This is a genomic window from Sorangium sp. KYC3313, assembly GCF_052075895.1.
Classification (GTDB): Bacteria; Myxococcota_A; Polyangia; order Polyangiales; family Polyangiaceae; genus Sorangium; species Sorangium cellulosum_B.
In genome coordinates this window covers 11,834,453-11,850,369 of record NZ_CP197255.1, presented here as the reverse complement: position 1 = coordinate 11,850,369, position 15,917 = coordinate 11,834,453, and the positions used below count along the sequence as shown (strand labels likewise).

The 15,917-nt window shown below is 71.7% G+C and carries 12 protein-coding genes; 7 read left to right on the top strand and 5 right to left on the bottom strand.

Annotated elements, in window-relative coordinates:
- Positions 1 to 19: 19 nt before the first annotated feature.
- The 5 genes from ACSRUE_RS45130 to ACSRUE_RS45110 all read right to left on the bottom strand — a co-directional run bounded on the left by ACSRUE_RS45130 (position 20) and on the right by ACSRUE_RS45110 (position 4,561).
- Positions 20 to 991, bottom strand: coding sequence for an electron transfer flavoprotein subunit alpha/FixB family protein (locus ACSRUE_RS45130; RefSeq protein ID WP_441288960.1), 972 nt, complete (start codon positions 989 to 991; stop codon positions 20 to 22).
- Between the two features lie 120 nt (positions 992 to 1,111).
- Positions 1,112 to 1,939, bottom strand: coding sequence for an electron transfer flavoprotein subunit beta/FixA family protein (locus ACSRUE_RS45125; RefSeq protein WP_441288959.1), 828 nt, complete (start codon positions 1,937 to 1,939; stop codon positions 1,112 to 1,114).
- Positions 1,940 to 2,481: 542 nt separating this feature from the next.
- Complete coding sequence (locus tag ACSRUE_RS45120; protein ID WP_437761678.1) at positions 2,482 to 3,297, bottom strand: hypothetical protein; 816 nt, start codon at positions 3,295 to 3,297, stop codon at positions 2,482 to 2,484.
- 266 nt (positions 3,298 to 3,563) lie between these two features.
- Positions 3,564 to 4,202, bottom strand: coding sequence for a sigma-70 family RNA polymerase sigma factor (locus tag ACSRUE_RS45115; protein WP_441288958.1), 639 nt, complete (start codon positions 4,200 to 4,202; stop codon positions 3,564 to 3,566).
- 50 nt (positions 4,203 to 4,252) lie between these two features.
- The gene (locus ACSRUE_RS45110; RefSeq protein ID WP_441288957.1) at positions 4,253 to 4,561 is read right to left on the bottom strand and encodes a hypothetical protein; all 309 of its coding nucleotides are present in this window, start codon (positions 4,559 to 4,561) and stop codon (positions 4,253 to 4,255) included.
- 304 nt (positions 4,562 to 4,865) lie between these two features.
- Here ACSRUE_RS45110 and ACSRUE_RS45105 point away from each other — a divergent pair, with 304 nt between their 5' ends.
- The 7 genes from ACSRUE_RS45105 (at position 4,866) to ACSRUE_RS45075 (ending at position 15,630) form a co-directional block, all read left to right on the top strand.
- Positions 4,866 to 6,053: a serine/threonine-protein kinase gene (locus ACSRUE_RS45105; RefSeq protein WP_441288956.1), complete on the top strand. Its 1,188-nt coding sequence runs from the start codon at positions 4,866 to 4,868 to the stop codon at positions 6,051 to 6,053.
- Positions 6,053 to 8,602: a protein kinase domain-containing protein gene (locus ACSRUE_RS45100; RefSeq protein WP_441293197.1), complete on the top strand. Its 2,550-nt coding sequence runs from the start codon at positions 6,053 to 6,055 to the stop codon at positions 8,600 to 8,602. The genes ACSRUE_RS45105 and ACSRUE_RS45100 overlap by 1 nt, the downstream gene beginning before the upstream one ends.
- A gap of 29 nt (positions 8,603 to 8,631) precedes the next feature.
- Complete coding sequence (locus tag ACSRUE_RS45095; protein WP_441288955.1) at positions 8,632 to 9,738, top strand: hypothetical protein; 1,107 nt, start codon at positions 8,632 to 8,634, stop codon at positions 9,736 to 9,738.
- Positions 9,739 to 9,782: 44 nt separating this feature from the next.
- Positions 9,783 to 10,877: a PEGA domain-containing protein gene (locus tag ACSRUE_RS45090; protein WP_441288954.1), complete on the top strand. Its 1,095-nt coding sequence runs from the start codon at positions 9,783 to 9,785 to the stop codon at positions 10,875 to 10,877.
- Between the two features lie 28 nt (positions 10,878 to 10,905).
- Complete coding sequence (locus ACSRUE_RS45085; protein ID WP_441288953.1) at positions 10,906 to 12,489, top strand: hypothetical protein; 1,584 nt, start codon at positions 10,906 to 10,908, stop codon at positions 12,487 to 12,489.
- Between the two features lie 568 nt (positions 12,490 to 13,057).
- Positions 13,058 to 14,014, top strand: a complete 957-nt coding sequence (locus ACSRUE_RS45080; RefSeq protein ID WP_441288952.1) for a PEGA domain-containing protein — start codon at positions 13,058 to 13,060, stop codon at positions 14,012 to 14,014.
- Entirely contained in the window at positions 14,008 to 15,630 is a 1,623-nt protein-coding gene (locus ACSRUE_RS45075) for a hypothetical protein (protein ID WP_441288951.1), read from the top strand. The genes ACSRUE_RS45080 and ACSRUE_RS45075 overlap by 7 nt, the downstream gene beginning before the upstream one ends.
- Positions 15,631 to 15,917: the final 287 nt, after the last annotated feature.

Below are 15,917 nucleotides of genomic sequence, written 5' to 3'. Positions count from 1 at the left end.
TGCGTCGGTCGCGCGAGGATCAGCTGCGGGCTGCCTGGATCTGCTTCACGAGCTCGGGCACGGTCGCGAAGAGATCGGCGACCAGGCCGTAGTCGGCGACCTGGAAGATGGGCGCGTCGGCGTCCTTGTTGATGGCGACGATGACCTTCGAGCCCTTCATCCCTGCGAGGTGTTGGATGGCCCCCGAGATGCCGACGGCGATGTAGAGCGAGGGGGCGACGACCTTGCCCGTCTGGCCGACCTGGAGGTCGCTGGCGGCGTAGCCGGCGTCGCACGCGGCGCGGCTGGCGCCGAGGGCGGCGCCGAGGACGTCGGCGAGCGGGTCGAGGATCTCGTTGAAGCGCTCCTTCAGGGCGCGGCCGCCGGAGACGACGACCTTGGCCTCGGTGAGCTCGGGGCGCTCGCTCTTCACCTGGTCGAAGGAGACGAACTCGACGCGCTCGGCCGCCGCGCTCGGCGGGACGACCGCGACCGGCTCGATCGGCGACTGCGACCCGGTGGGCTCGGCGGGGGCGAACGCGCTCTGGCGGACGCTCACGACCTGGACGGGGGTCGAGACGGTGCAGACGCCGTACGCGTTGCCGGCGTACATGGGGCGCTTGTACTTGAGCTTGTTCCCCTCGGGGAGGAGCTCGGAGATGTCGCTCGCGAACCCCGCCGAGAGCCGCGCCGCGACGCGCGGGAGCAGGTCCTTGCCGTAGGCGCTCGCGGTGCCCACGACGACGGCAGCGCCCTTGGCGGCCGCCGCGACGGTCGGCACGTAGCGCTCGGCGACGTAGTCCTTGAGCGAGCTCGCCTGGGCGACGAGCACCTTGGCCGCGCCGAGCGTCGCCGCCTCGGCGGCCGCGTCGCCGAGGGCGTCGCCGATCACGAGGATCGAGTACGTCCCGCCGAGCGCCGCCGCCGCCTGCCTCGCGAACGTGACCGCGGAGTGGGTCGTCTTCTTCAGCTTTCCATCGGCGGCCTCGGCCACCACGAGAACGTCAGCCATGATCCCTCCTGCACCTCGTCGACCCGTCGACGCGGGTCGGGGGTCCGCGTCGGCGGCACCCTCGATGTCTTCGACCTCTTGTCGCCTTCCTCTCGTCCCGTCTCGTCTCGCTGCGTCCCGTCAGAGGACCTTCGCCTCGTTCTTGAGGCGCGAGACGAGCTCGCTGACGTCCTTCACCTTGATGCCCGCCTTGCGCGCGGGGGGCGGCTGGAACGCGGTGTACTGGACCTTGAGCGCCTGGTCCGCGGCGAGGTCGGCGAGCTTCACCTCGGCGAGGGGCTTCTTCTTGGCGGCCATGATCGCGGGGAGCGCCGCGAAGCGGACGCCGTCGTTGTACTTGAACGCGGGCGCCGTCTTCTGGGAGTAGACGCTGGTCGGCGCGACGATGCGGAGGTCGACGGTGACGACGGCCGGCAGGCGCACGCGGAGGGTGGAGACGCCGCCGTCGACCTCGCGGCCGACGAGGAGCGCGCCCTTCTCTTCCCTGATGGTCGCGGCGAACGAGGCGAGCGGCCAGTCGAGCAGCTCGGCGAGGATCTGGCCGACCTGGTTGGAGTCGCCGTCGACGGCCTGCTTGCCCATGACCACGACGTCGGGCTTCTCGCGCTCGACGAGCGTCTTGAGGGCGCGGGCCACGAGGTCGCCGTCGAGCTTGTCGTCGGTGGCGTCGACCCGGATGGCCTTGTCGGCGCCGGTGGCGAGCGCGGCGCGGAGCGTCTGCTCGGTCTCCTTCGGTCCGAAGGTGACGACGACGACCTCGCCCGCCCGCGTCTTCGGCGCCTTGCCGTCCTCGGTCAGGCGGAGCGCCGCTTCGAGCGCGTACTCATCGAACGGGTTCGGCTTCCACTCGAGCCCGGTCGTCTCGATTTTGTCCCCGGAAGCGGGGATCTTCACCTTGTTCGCGTTATCCGGATCGGCGACGCGCTTGAGCGGAACGAGGATCTTCACGGCTCGGTGGCTCCTGTTGCTGTGTGGTAACGCAGAGCGTAGTCCGCCTCGGCAAGGACGCGCCACGCCTGCGGCAGCCGGTCCGGCGGCCCCATGCGTGGACCCGGCGCGCGCGGCTGAAACAGCACGCCCGAGGCGGAGGGAGCCGGTCATGGCAGCGCCGACGTGGTGCGTCAAGCAGGCGCTGCGGCCTGTTCGAAGGGCGCGAGCCTGTGAGGGGCCCGCGGAGCGGGAGAGGCGAGGTGATCCGTTGTGAGGGGGGTGGCGGAGGGGGTTGGTGACGGACGCGATCCGTTGCGAGGGGGGTGGCGGAGGGGGATTGGTGACGGATCGAGTCAACGCGGAGCGCCCGGCGGAGGGCGGCGTGACGGATCGAGTCAGCGCGGAGGGCCCGGCGGAGGGGGCGGTCAACGGATCGAGTCAGCGCGGAGGGCCTGGCGGAGGGGGGTGGTCAACGGATCGAGTCAGCGCGGAGGGCCCGGCGGAGGGGGCTGGTTGACGGATCGAGTGAGCCCGTAGGGCCCGGCGGAGGGGCGGCCTCGTCAATCCACGCCGGTCGCCGGGGCTCCCTCGTCGATCGCTGGCTCGTTGGCGTCGGGCGGCGCGCCGCCTTCCACGTCGGTCTCCTCCTTGCCGCCCGAGCGGCGGCGCTCGGCCTTGGCCGTCTCCCGCTGGAGCGGCGCGAGCAGCCGGCGCGCCGTCTCCTCGTCGGCCTCCTCGAGCTCCAGCATCTGGAGGACGCTGCGCACCACCTTGATCCAGCGGTTGCGCGCCCGGAGCTGCCCGCCGGGCGACGCGGCCGCGCCCGGCCGGTCCTCCGCCGAAAGGTGGATCCGCTGCGCGTCGAGCGTGCCGAGCTCGTCGCCCGCGGTAAACCACGCTTGCACCGCCTTGAGCAGGTTGCCCCCCGGCGTCGGCAGCGCCCTGAGCGCCGCCTTGGACTCCGGCGTCAGCCGGTCGCGCGCGAGCTTCACCTCGCCCGCCTCATCGCTGTAGCTCGCCCCGATGAACTTGAGCCCATCCGCGAAGAGCTGATCGCGGATCTCGAGGTAGATCGCCGCGTCCTCGGGATCGTCGGCCAGATCGGCGAAGCCGGTGAGCACCGCATGGGCGCCGCGGGCCTTGCGATCATGGATCTGATCGGTCGCGACCAGCTTTTGCTGGATCTCGGAGATCTGGTCGTCCGCCTTCTTCTGCCGCCGGTGCGACTTCAAGACGCCTTCGTGCGCCTCCTCGATATCGTCGATGAGCGGGGCACACCGCTTCAGCGACGCGAGGCGCGGCCTTTCGCGCTCCGGGTCGAGCCATGCGCCGGTGATCTGGACCATTTGACGAGGAGAGAGGTCTTTGAGGGCCATGGTGCCTCCTTGGTTGTCCTCCGGCGACGCGCCGGGGAATGCACCATGCGTCACGCTCTCAGGGCGTGTGGAGATTGTAAATGCCCTTTCGGTCGGCAGGAGATTTCGAGTCGGCCCGCGGCGCGCCCGGGAGGGGCGCCGCGGCTCGATTACGGCTCAATTGCAGTTGATTCACGGCTCGAGAGGGGCTCGAGGGGGAGGTCGGTGTTATCGCCTGTAATTGCCTTTTGCTCCGGAAGCTCGGGTGGTCCGGCGCTGAGGTCCATTCAGGTCCCCTCGCTCGGCGGCGGCTCCTCGACGTGGCTCGCCTGCAGATCGCCCCGGAGGCGTCTCCGCAGCTGTTCGTCCATGCGGGTCGCGTACTTCTCGTGGACGCCGAGCGCCGCGGCGACCTGGGCCCACGAGAGCTCCTGCCAGTACCGCAGCTCGATGAGGCGCGCCTCCCGTTCGTCGAGGCCGCGGAGCGCCCCGGCGAGCGCCGCGAAGGCGCGCGTGCGCGCGAGCGCGTCTTCCGGGGGCGCCCTGAGCCGCTCGCCCGTGTCCCCCACGAAGCGGGTGAAGACGAGCGTCCGGCAATGGGCCATGAGCTGGCCCGACGCGTCGTCGTCGTCGTCGCCGAACGGATCGTTGGTGTCGCGCATCGACTCCGCCGCGTCGAGCGCGGCGGCGGCGCCGGCGCGACGGATCGGCGCGTCGCGGGTCAGCTGCCGCATCACGGCGCCGGCGACCCGCTTCCAGGCATAGATGCCGAGGGGGACGCCGCGTGTCTCATCGAAGCCGAGCCCGGCTTCCAGGAGCGCCTGGTAGGCCGTCTGCTCGCAGTCCTCGATGCCCTGGCGCGTCCGCACGCCGTAGATCCGCGCGGTCGCCCTGGCGACGCGGCGAGCGAGGGGGAGCGCCGCCATGACGCGCTCCCGCGGGGGGTGAGATGAAGGAGGAGGACGCCGGTCCCTGATCAATGCCGCCCGCCGGAGGTCCCGTCGTCGGGCGCCGCCGCCTCCTCGCTCGCGCTCCCGCTCTCGCGGGCCATCGCGCCGCTCCCGGCCGGGACGTAGCCCTTCGCCCGCAAGCGAGCGTGGAGCGGCGCCGCCGTCGGGTGGGTCGTGATGAAGACCGTGAGGTACCTGCGGTAATCCTCGAGCTCCTCGGGGGAGAGCGCCCCGAGGTACGGGCCGAGCGCGTCGGCGAGACAGGCCTCCACGATGGGATCGGCGTCGCCGGGCGGCTCCAGGTCGTCGTGCTGGTCGGAAGCGTCGTGCGTCATGGGGACCTCGCGCAGGGGGGGGCCGCGTGCGTGCGGCGCCCGTTCCTTCTCCTAAATCACTGCGGCGTGGCCGGTTCAGACAAGGAAAGCGACACGCCGGGATCGATTTGTCGCGCCCCGCGAGGTCGCGGCGGGCGGCGGGCCTGGACCGTGCGCCGGAGCGCCGGAGCGGGTGGTGGGCGGGCCTTGGCGGGCGGGTAACCCCTCGAACTGACGTCGTTTTTCAGGAATCGACATCGCCCGTGCATTTTCTTTGTCTGAACGGGTCCCCTCGTCGTGATTTCCATCTCAGGAGACCTCGCCGGTGGTGGCACGCCGCACGTCAGACAGCTCAGGGCCCTCCGGCGCCGCAGGGGATGTGCTGGAAGGGACACCTTACCGTGCGCTCCGGGTGCTCGGGCGCGGGGGCATGGGGGAGGTCGTCGAGGCGGAGCACCGCGCGCTCCGGAAGCGGGTCGTGGTGAAGCTGGTCCGCCGCGCGCTGGCGCACGATCCGCGGTTCGCGGACCGGCTGCAGGTGGAGGCGCGGGCGCTGGCGGCGGTCTCGTCGCCGCACGTGGTGGCGGTGCTCGATCTGGGGCAGACGCCGTCGGGGCGTCCCTACTTCGTGATGGAGCGGCTCGAGGGGAGGACGCTGGGGGAGGAGCTCCAGCGGCGCGGTCCGCTGCCGGTGGCCGAGGCGATCGATCTGGTGCGGCAGGTGCTGGCGGGGCTCGCGGCGGCGCACCGGGTGGGGGTGGTCCACCGCGACGTGAAGCTCGACAACGTGTTCCTGTGCGCGCCGGGGGCGGCCGCGCCGGGCGACACGCGGGTCGCGAAGGTGCTCGACTTCGGCGTCGCGAAGGTGCTCGACGGCGCCCTGGCCGGCGCGGCGCCGGGGGCGCCGCCTGCGGTGGACGGGCCGGCGTATCCGACCGAGGCCGGGCTGCTGGTGGGGACGCCGCGGACGGCCTCGCCGGAGCAGGCGCGGTGCCAGCCCGTGGACGGGCGGGCGGATGTGTATGCGGTGGGGCTGCTGATGTATACGCTGGTTGTGGGGCACGGTCCGTTCGCCCATGTCGAGGACGCGCTGGGGGTGCTGCGCGCGCACGTGCAGGAAGCGCCGGCGCCGCCGTCGCGGGTGGCGGGGCAGCGGATCCCGGCGGAGCTGGACCGTGCGGTGCTGAAGGCGCTGGCGAAGCGGCCGGAGGAGCGGTTCCAGAGCGCCGAGGCGTTCGCGGCGGAGCTCGGGCGGATCGCGGCGGAGCTGGCGGAGGGGGGAGGGAGCTGGAGAGCGGGGCGGGCGCCGGAGGCGGGGGCCGGGTGGGGACCGCAGAGCAGGGCGTGGTTCGAGGCGGTGGCGGAGGGCACGAGCGGGGTGAGGGCCGGCGGTGGCGTGACGGCGGGGGCGGCGCCGGTGGACGCGTGGCTGTTCGCGGGGCTGACGCTGGCGAGCACGGCGGTGTTCTCGGCGATCGCGGCGCTGGTGCTGCGCGGGATGGGGGTGTGGTGATGGCGCGGGAGGCGCTGAAGGCCGGGGACGTGTTCCTTGACTACCGGATCACGGAGGTGATCGACGCGGGTGGGATGGGTGAGGTGTACAAGGCAGTGGAGGACTACTCGGAGGATGTGGTGGCGATCAAGTGCATGCTGCCACGGCACCTGAAGAGAGAGGACTTCGCGAGGCGGTTCCGTCAGGAGTGCAAGTTCTATCCGAAGCTGAAGCACCCGAACATCGTGAGGATGAAGAAGGCGGGTGTGTCGCCGGATCACGTGGCGTACATCGTGATGGATTACCTCGAAGGGAGGACGCTGAGGAAGCTCTTGAACAAGGCGTACCGGCTGGACTTCCTGAGCGCGATGCACGTGATGCTGCAGGTGGCGGACGCGATGACGTTCGTGCACTCGAAGGGGATATGGCACCGCGACCTGAAGCCCGAGAACATCATGGTGGGGACGAAGGCGGACGCGAAAGGGCACGTGTGGCTGCTCGACTTCGGGATAGCGAAGTTCGCGGACGGGGGGATGAACACCGATGATCTGCCGGACGTTGGGACGGTGAGGTACATCTCTCCGGAGCAGGTGAAGATGCTGTACACGAGCTCGAGGAAGGCGGAGCGCGTGGAGCGTGCGAGGCCGGATGGGCGTACGGACATCTACGCGTTCGGGGCGATTTTTTATGAGGTGCTGACGGGGAAGCACCTGTTCCTGGACGACAGCGAGCCGGCGACGGCGGAGGAGACGCTGACAGGGCACCTTGTGGCGGCGCCAGAGCCAGTGCACGAGATCGTGCCGGATTGCCCTGAGTTCGTGTGGCCGGTGGTGTCGCGGTGCATCGCGATCGACCGAGAGGAGCGGTATCCGAGGTTCGACGACGTGGCGCGGGACCTGCGGGGGCTGCTGAGAGAGACGGTGCCTGCGGGGCACGTGCTGGCGCAGCGGCTGGCGCGGGAGCGGATGGAGGCGGAGCGTCAGGCGGCGTTCGCGGGGGTGGCGCTGGAGGACAGCGCGCCGGTGGAGGAGGAGAGGGGCGCAGCGGGCCGGGCGGGGGAGGAGGAGACGGAGGAGGCGCGGCAGGAGGGCGAGAAGCGGGCGCGGCGGGTGGTGCACGGGGAGACGGCGCCGCTGGAGCAGTTCGTGGCGCCGGCGAGCGCGCTGCCGTTCGCGCCGTCGTCGCGCGTGCCGCGGGGGCGGGGGGTGGGGCATACGGAGCCGCTGCCGGCGCTGAAGGCGCTGCCGTCGACGGCGAAGCTGTCCGGGGCGTGGGCGGAGAAGATGGCGCAGCGGACGGGGCCGCCGCCGCTGCCGCAGGCGGGAGCGCAGGGGTATGGGGTGCCGCCGCCGAGGGCGGCGGAGGTGAGGGCGGAGAGCTACGCGGTGCCGCCGCCGAGGGCGGCGGAGGTGAGGGCGGAGAGCTACGCGGTGCCGCCGCCGAGGGCGGCGATGGAGCCGCAGTACGTAGCGGCGTCGCAGCCGTCGTGGAGAGAGACGCACCGAGCGGCGGTGCCGTCGCGGCCGGAGGTCGAGCCGCCGTACGTGACGCCGCAGTACGTAGCGCCGCCGCCGTTGCCGGTGACGGGGCCGCAGGCGGTGGCATCGTCGCCGTATCCGGCGATGGCGCAGCAGCCAGCGGCGGCGTCGTCGCCGTATCCGGCGATGGCGCAGCAGCCAGCGGCGGTGGTGCCGCCGTATCCGGCGATGGCGCAGCAGCCAGCGGCGGCGTCGCCGCCGTATCCGGCGATGGCGCAGCAGCCAGCGGCGGTGGTGCCGTCGCGGCCGGATGCTGGGGCGCCGTACGTGACGCCGCCGGTGGCGCTGATGGAGATGCAGCGAACGGCATTGGCGCCGCAGCCGGCCGCGGCGCGGCCAGTGGCGCCGAGCTCGGTGACAGCGCCGAGCGCGGGACCGGTGGAGGCATTGAGGAAAGAGACGCCGACCACGCCGGCGCCGGCGGCGCTGCTGACGCAGCCGCGGCGGGCGCCGAAAGCGTACGTGCTGGCACCGCTGGTGGCGCTGGCGCTGACGCTGGGGGGCGTGGGGGTGGTGCTGGGGCTGCGCGCGGCGCGCGACGCCGGGCCGGCGGTGGTGACGGGAGAGCCAGCGGCAACGGCGGCGCCGGTGGAGAGCGCGACGGCGAGCGCGGCGCCGCCGGCCGAGGCGGCGACGGTGGCGCCAGCGCCTGAGGCGGCGAGCACGGCGACGGCGAGCGCGGCGGCGGCGAGCACGGCGACGGCGAGCGCGGCGGCGGCGAGCACGGCCGAGGTGGTGGAGGCCGGAGCAGCGGAGAAGGCACGGGCGGCAGCGGAGGCCGAGGCGCCTGCTCCCAAGGAGCAAGCGGCGGCGGTGAAGGCAGAGCCGGCGAAGGCAGCGCCTGTGAAGGCAGCGGCGGAGACGGAGGACGACGAGGACTTCTACCCGATGCCGAAGCGTCAGAAGCCGTCGTTTCTGAGGGTGATCGAGGAGCGGAAGAAGGCGGCGCCAGCGAAGCCGGCGGCGCCTGCGAAGCAACAGGGCGCGAAGCCAGCCGGGCCGTGCGCCACGGCGGGGTGCAGGCCGTTCTAGTGTGTGGTCGCTGAGGAGAGAGGTCTTCGATGGGCAGCAACAAGGACAGCGACGACATCCGGCAGTACCTGCCGGACCTCGAGAGCATCCGGCGCGAGGCGGATCCTGAGGTTGCGGAGCGGAAGCTGCGGCAGGCGCAGAACAACCCGGAGCTTGACCGCGCGCTGACGGAGATGCAGCAGCAGAAGGCGACGGGGCAGCCGCTGTTCCAGTTCCCGGTGGTGCCTGCGCTGGCCAAGGGGCAACCCGCGGTGCCGCCGCCGTTGCCGGTGCAGGCGGTGCCGCCGCCGTTTCCGGCGCAAGCTGTGCCGCCGCCGTTTCCGGCGACGGCGCAGCAGCCGGCAGGACCGCAGGTGACGGCGGCGCATCAGCATGGCGCGGCGGTGCAGCACGGGGCGGCGGCGGCGCACCACGGCGCGACGATGACGCAGCGAGTGCCGGTGCATCAGGGCGCGCCGGTGCAGCACGGGGCGGCGGCGGCGCACCACGGCGCGACGATGACGCAGCGTGTGCCGGTGTTCGGGGGCGCGGCTGCGCCGCAGGGCGCGCCGATGCAGCAGCAGCGCGTGCCGGTGCAGCAGCCGGGCGTGCCGGTGCAGCAGCAGGGCGTGCCGGTGCAGAGCCAGTGGGCGGATCGAGCGCTGCCGCCGATCGACAAGGCGCTGCTGCCGTCGTCGTTGCTGCCGGTGACGCCGCCGCCGGTCGCGGTGCCGAAGGCGCCGGCCGCCACGGAGACGACGGGAAAGCGCCGGCAGTGGATGCCGACGTGGCTGATGGTGTTGCTCGCGGTGATCGCGGTGCTCGGCCCGTTCTTGCTGGCGAGGATCCTGGGGCGAGAGGAGCCGCCGAAAGAGCCGGAGCCGGCACCGCCGCCGAGCGTGGCGCCTGCGCCGAGCACGCAGGCGCCGCCGGCGGCCTCGGAGCTGCTGGCGCCGGTGGTGCCGGGACCGCCGGAGGCGGTCGAGCCAAGCCTCGACGACACCGCGACGGCGAGCCAACCGCCAGCGCCGCCGGCGCCGCCAGCGCCGGTGTCGCCTGTGCCCGCGCGGCCGACGCGTGCGGCGCCGCACGTTCCGCAGGCGCCCGTCGCGCCCGCGCCTACGGAGCGGCCACAAGACGAAGGATGGATGGAGTGAGACCGCGTGGAGCCATGATGATGACCAGCCGATCGCTTGCTGTAGTGCTGACCGTTGCGACCTTGATCGCCGACCCCGACATCGCTGCCGCACAGCCGCCGTCGGCCGCGCCAGGGACGGCGCCTGCCAGCGCCGCGGACGCGGCGAAGCGCGCCGAGGCGCTCGTCGACAAAGCGAAGTCGCTCTATCTGGAGCGCAAGTACCAAGAAGCCGAGGAGGCGCTGCTCGTGGCGTGGGAGCTGAACCCGACGTTCGACGTGGCGTACAACCTCGGGAACACGGAGTACCAGCTGAAGAAGCACAAGGAAGCAGCGACGTACCTGTCGTTCGCGCTGAGGAACTGGCCGCTGCTGAAGGCGGTGGCGAAGCTGAAGCCGAGAGCGGAGCAGTGGCTGGCGGAGTCGCGAGCACAGGTGGGCGCGCTCAAGGTGTCGGTCACCGTGGCGGGAGCGGAAGTGCTGGTGGATGGCAAGAACGTGGGGCGGGCGCCGCTGGAAGGGGAGGTGTTCGTCGACCCCGGCGAGCACCGGGTGGAGGCGACGCATCTGGACTACGAGCCGGCGAGCCAGACGGTGGGTGTGGCGAAGGGGGGGACGGCGGAGGCGAAGCTGGCGATAACGCCGGTGAAAGCCGCGCCGCGGGCGTCGGCGGGGACGACGCCAGACGGGGGCACGAGCGCGGCGGGGGCGACAGCTGGTGGGTCGGTGATGGGGCAGCCGCCTGCGGGACCGGTGGAGCCGCAGCCGCCGCCGAAGAAGAACTGGGTGCCGGTGATCGCGCTGGGCGCGGCGAGCGCGGTGGGGCTCGGCGTGGGGATCGGGATGACGGTGGCGTCCAGCAACGCGCGGAGCGAGGCGGATGCGCAGCGCGCTGCGATCCTGTCGCAGGGGCCTGGGTGCGTTCACGCGCCGAGCGATGTCGCGAGTGCCTGCAGCGCGTTCGAAGAGAAAGCCGGGCGAGCTGGAACGTTCGGCACTGGAGCCATCGTGGCCTATGCGGCGTCCGGTGCGCTGGCCGCAGGTGCGTTGGTCTATGCGCTGTGGCCTCACTCCTCTGCATCGAGCAACGCGGTGGGTGTGCTGCCGACGGCCTGGGTGGCGCAGGGAGAGACGGGCCTTGGCGTCGTGGGTGTGTGGTGAGCGGTGACGGGAAGGAAAGGACGCGAACGTGAGAAGACTTAGTGGCATCACCGCTGGCACCCTCTGCGCGGTGCTCGCGGCCGTCGGGTGCGACGCGCTGTCGATCGGACTGACCAGCGACCTTGACTACATGCTGAAGGGCCCAGAACACGACTGGCTCCAAGCAGCAGGCGGTGGACCGCCGAACCCCGAGTGCGAGGCGGATCCGACGGAGAACGCGAGCACGGTGAGGGACGAGTGCGCGGTGTTCGCGAGCGCGGCGGCGGAGCCGGGGGGAGACGGGACGCAGGCGAAGCCGTACGCGTCGCTCGGGGAGGCGGTGGCGAACGCGAAGGGCAAGCGAGTGCTGGCGTGCACGAGCGGGGCGTTCGCGGAGAGCGTGACGATTGGGGCCAAGGTCGAGGTGATCGGAGGCTTCGACTGTGGGGCGGAGTGGACGTGGAGCGAGGAGGCGCGGAGCGCCATCGAGGGGCCTGCGGGCGCGGTGGCGCTTACGATGACGGAAGGCGCCAGCGGGGCGAAGGTGAGGAGCTTCGCGGTTCGCGCGTCGAGCGCGATGGAGCCGGGCGGGTCGTCGATCGGCGTGGCGGTGGCGGACGTCGAGGTGGAGCTGGCGCGGGTGGATGTGACCGCGGGCGACGGGATGGATGGTGCGAACGGCGAGACTCCGACGGAGGCGCCGCAGGCGGGGACGAGCGCGCCGACGAACGTGTCGAATGCGTGCACTGCACTGGTATACGGCGGCGATCCCGGCGTGACGGCGTGCGAGGACGGCGAGACGCGCGGCGGAGTCGGCGGGCTCGGAGGAATTACCACCACTGAGGGCGGCAACGGGCTGAAGGGTGCCGACGGTGCGCCGCTGCCGGAGCCGAACGCCGACGCGTCCGGGCTAGGCGGCACGGGGCAGACGGATCCAGACGGCGACTGCAAGCCCGGCACAGTCGGAAAGAGCGGAACGCGCGGGATGGCTGGCGTGGCCAGCAGTGACACGACACTGACGCTGGCTGGTATCGTGGGAGGCGATGGTGAGAACGGCGCAGTTGGGACGCGTGGTCAAGGGGGAGGTGGTGGGGGCGGCGCAAAAGCTGGATTGTTTTGCCCAGGGCCCAGTATGAGCACCGTCGAGGGGGTAGGCGCCAGCGGTGGAGGCGGAGGCGCTGGAGGCTGCGGTGGCAAGGGTGGCGGTGGCGGGCAGGCCGGCGGCTCGAGCCTCGGGATCGTAAGCCTGGGGACGAAGCTTGTGCTGACGGACGTGACGGTCGCGGTCGGCAAGGCGGGGAAGGGTGGACAGGGCGCCAGCGGAAGACGGGGCGCCGATGGAGGCATGGGCGCGACTGGAGGTACCGCCTCGGAGCACGTGGACTCCGTCCCCGGCTGCGATGGGGGCAAAGGCGGTCGAGGCGGTTCCGGCGGTCCCGGTGCAGGCGGTCGAGGCGGCCATGCAGTGGGTATCGCGTATGGCGTGGCGCCGAGCAGTCCGGTGGAGCTGAAGGAGTTTATTGTGGGTACAGCGGGCGAGGGGGGCATCGGGGGTCCCGATGGCAACGCCGGCAACCCGGGGACAATGGGAGCGTGCTGGGACTTCATGGCGAAAACGAGCTGCGGGCAGTGAAGTGAGCCGAGCTGTGAGCTGTGACGTTGGATGAGAATTTCGTCGAGCTGAACGCAATGCGGAGGAGCGGCGGACGAGCGCGGTGCTCCGCGAGCAGCTGAGCTGAAGGAGGCGACAAGAAATGGTTGGACGCACCCCGCGCCGGGGTGATAGGGACTCTTTTGTCGCGGAGACGCGGCACGGTGGGCTGCCCGGCGCTGAAAACTTCACCACCCTGGAGTGGATCGCAAGAGGCGCGGGCGGAGGGACCGATGATCTGCTGACTGCTTCTGCGTCGGGCCGCAAACCCGGATACCATCCTACGGTCGCTGAAGGCAGCCCGGCAGCAGATCGCTTTTGCGCGGTGGGGGAGCCGCGGGGCGCGAGGGGGCGGACGCGCCGCTGCGCTGGACGCGGAGTGGCCGTCGCGACCGAGACCCCTCCCGTCCCGCGCGTAGCGCGGGGCAAGGGAGGGGCGGACCGCGCGCAGGCCCGTAGGGCCGAGCACGGGCCGGGGGTGGGCATCTATCTTCTCGCTGCTCTTCTGTGCTGCGCGCCAGCGCGTGCTGCGTGGGGCGAAGAGTTCGGGGTGTCGTCTGCCACGGCGTCAGACCCGTATTTCGAAGCGGAGCTCGAGTCGGCGTGGGAGCTGAACCGGACGTTCGACGTGGCGTACAACCTCGGAAACACGGAGTACCAGCTGAAGAAGCACCGGGAGGCAGCGCGGCACCTGTCGTTCGCGTTGAGGAACTGGCCGCTGATGAAGGCGGCCGCGAAGCTGAAAGCGACGGCGGAGCAGCGGTTTGCGGAGTCGCGAGCGCAGGTGGGGGCGCTGGTGGTGACGGCCGGGGCGCCTGGCGCGGAGGTGCTGGTGGACGGCAATGCCGTGGGGAAGGCGCCGCTGGAAGGCGAGGTGTTTGTCGACCCCGGCGAGCACCGGGTGGAGGCGAAGCATCTGGACTACGAGCCGGCGAGCCAGACGGTGAGCGTGGCGAAGGGAGGGACGGCGGAGGTGAAGCTGGCGATAACGCCGGTGAAAGCCGAGCCGCGGGCGTCGGCGAGGACGACGCCGGACGGGGGCACGAGCGCGGCGGGGGCGGGGATCGTCGGGCCCGTGGCGGGGCAGCCGCCTGCGGGACCGGTGGAGCCGCAGCCACTGCCGAAGAAGAACTGGGTGCCGGTGATCGCGCTGGGCGCGGCGAGCGCGGTGGGGCTCGGCGTGGGGATCGGGATGACGGTGGCGTCGAACAACGCGAGCGCGGATGGGCACGCGCAAGCGGATGCGATCCTCAAGGCGGGTGGTGGCTGCCCGGATGCACCGGCTGCATACAGTCAAGCGTGCTCTGAGCTCCGATCGACGGCTTCGCAGGTCGACACGTTCGGGCGTGCAGCCACCGTGGCGTACACGGCGTCGGGCGTGCTCGCCATTGCAGCCGTGACCTACGCGCTGTGGCCGCGCTCGGGGACCAAGGCGGCAGGCAAGGTGCGTGTCCTGCCCGAAACGCAGGTGGGTTACAGGGGAATTGTGGTGCAGGGGGCATGGTGAAGAGCCGACACGAGGGTGCGATGAAGAGGAATCGAGTTCGCTGGCAGCTGTGCTCCGTGGGGTTTGTCGTTTGCTCCGCCGGTTGCGATACGGTGTGGAGCAACGTCGCGGAGGACTGCGAGTTCACCCTGATGTGTGAGCACCACCGCGGGTTGTGGGATGGCACCGGAGGCAGCGTGCCGAACCCCGAGTGCGAGGCGGATCCGACGGAGAACGCGAGCTCGGTGAGGGACGAGTGCGCGGTGTTCGCGAGCGCGACGGCGGAGCCGGGGGGCGACGGGACGAAGGCGAACCCGTACGCGTCGCTCGGGGAGGCAGTGGCGAACGCGGGGAACAAGCGGGTGCTTGCGTGTGCGAGCGGGGCGTTCGCGGAGAGCGTGACGATCGAGGCTGGGGTCGAGGTGATCGGGGGCTTCGACTGCGATGCGGAGTGGACGTGGAGCGAGGAGGCGCGGAGCGGGATCGAGGCGCCTGCGAACCAGATCGCGCTCACGGTGTCGGAGGCTGCGAGCGGGGCGAAGGTGCGGAGCTTCTCGGTCCGCGCGGCGAGCGCGACGGAGCCGGGCGGGTCGTCGATCGGCGTTGCGGTGGCGGACGTCGAGGCGGAGCTGGCGCAGGTGGATGTGACCGCAGGCGATGGGATGGCCGGAGAGGACGGCACAACGCCGACGGAGGCGCCGCTGGCGGGGGCGGGCGCGCCGTCGAACGTGTCGAATGCGTGCACTGCACTGGTATACGGCGACGATCCCGGCGTGACGGCGTGCGAGGACGGCGAGACGCGCGGGGGAGTCGGCGGGCTCGGAGGAATTACCACCACTGAGGGCGGCAACGGGCTGAAGGGTGCCGACGGTGCGCCGCTGCCGGAGCCGAACGTCGACGCGTCCGGGCTAGGCGGCACGGGACAGACGGATCCAGACGGCGACTGCAAGCCCGGCACAGTCGGGAAGAGCGGAGCTCGCGGCATGGCTGGCGCGACCAGCACTGACACGACGCTGACGCTGGCTAGCATCGTGGGAGGCGATGGTGAAAACGGCACAGTCGGGACGCGTGGTCAAGGGGGCGGTGGTGGGGGCGGCGCAAAGGCTGGATTGTTTTGCCCGGGGCCCAGTATGAGCACCGTCGAGGGGGTAGGCGCCAGCGGCGGAGGCGGAGGCGCTGGAGGCTGCGGTGGCAAGGGCGGCGGTGGTGGGCAGGCCGGCGGGTCGAGCATCGGGATAATAAGCCTGGGGACGAAGCTGGTGCTGGCGGATGTGACCGTTGCGGTGGGCGAGGCGGGCAAGGGGGGGAATGGCGCGGCGGGTCAACTCGGCGGGTCGGGTGGAGCTGGTGCTGCCGGCGGCACGGCGCCTGCGGCGCCTGCGATCCCCGGATGCAAAGGCGGGGATGGTGGCCGAGGCGGAGCTGGAGGTCCTGGCGCCGGCGGCCGAGGGGGCCACGCGTTGGGAATTGCCTACGCTGCAGCGGCGAGCGCTACGCTGGAGCTGAAGGAGTTCATGATGGGCACAGCCGGAGACGGAGGCAGCGCGGGGCCTGGTGGATCGGAGCAGAGTGCCGGTGCTCAGGGCGCCAGCGGCGTCTGCTGGAACTTTGCGACGAACGAGAGTTGCGGGCAGTAGACGGATGAACTGACGACGAGCCGAGGAGAGCAAACACTCGGCGAGGTAGCGGGCGGAGTCATCGATGGACCCGCCCGCTGCGGCGCGGTGCAGCGGAAGGAGGTGCTGGCGAGCGCGCGAAGCGCGATCGCAGGGGAGAGGTGTGCCGTGGGGGCGACACGCGCGAGATACAGCAGAGCCCGCCGAGCTCCTGCCACCGGCGAGCGGTGGAGAAAGTGAGGACGACCGTACGATTTTGTGACGACCCGGCCTGGCTGCGCGTAAGTAATCGAAAGACATCGATTTCT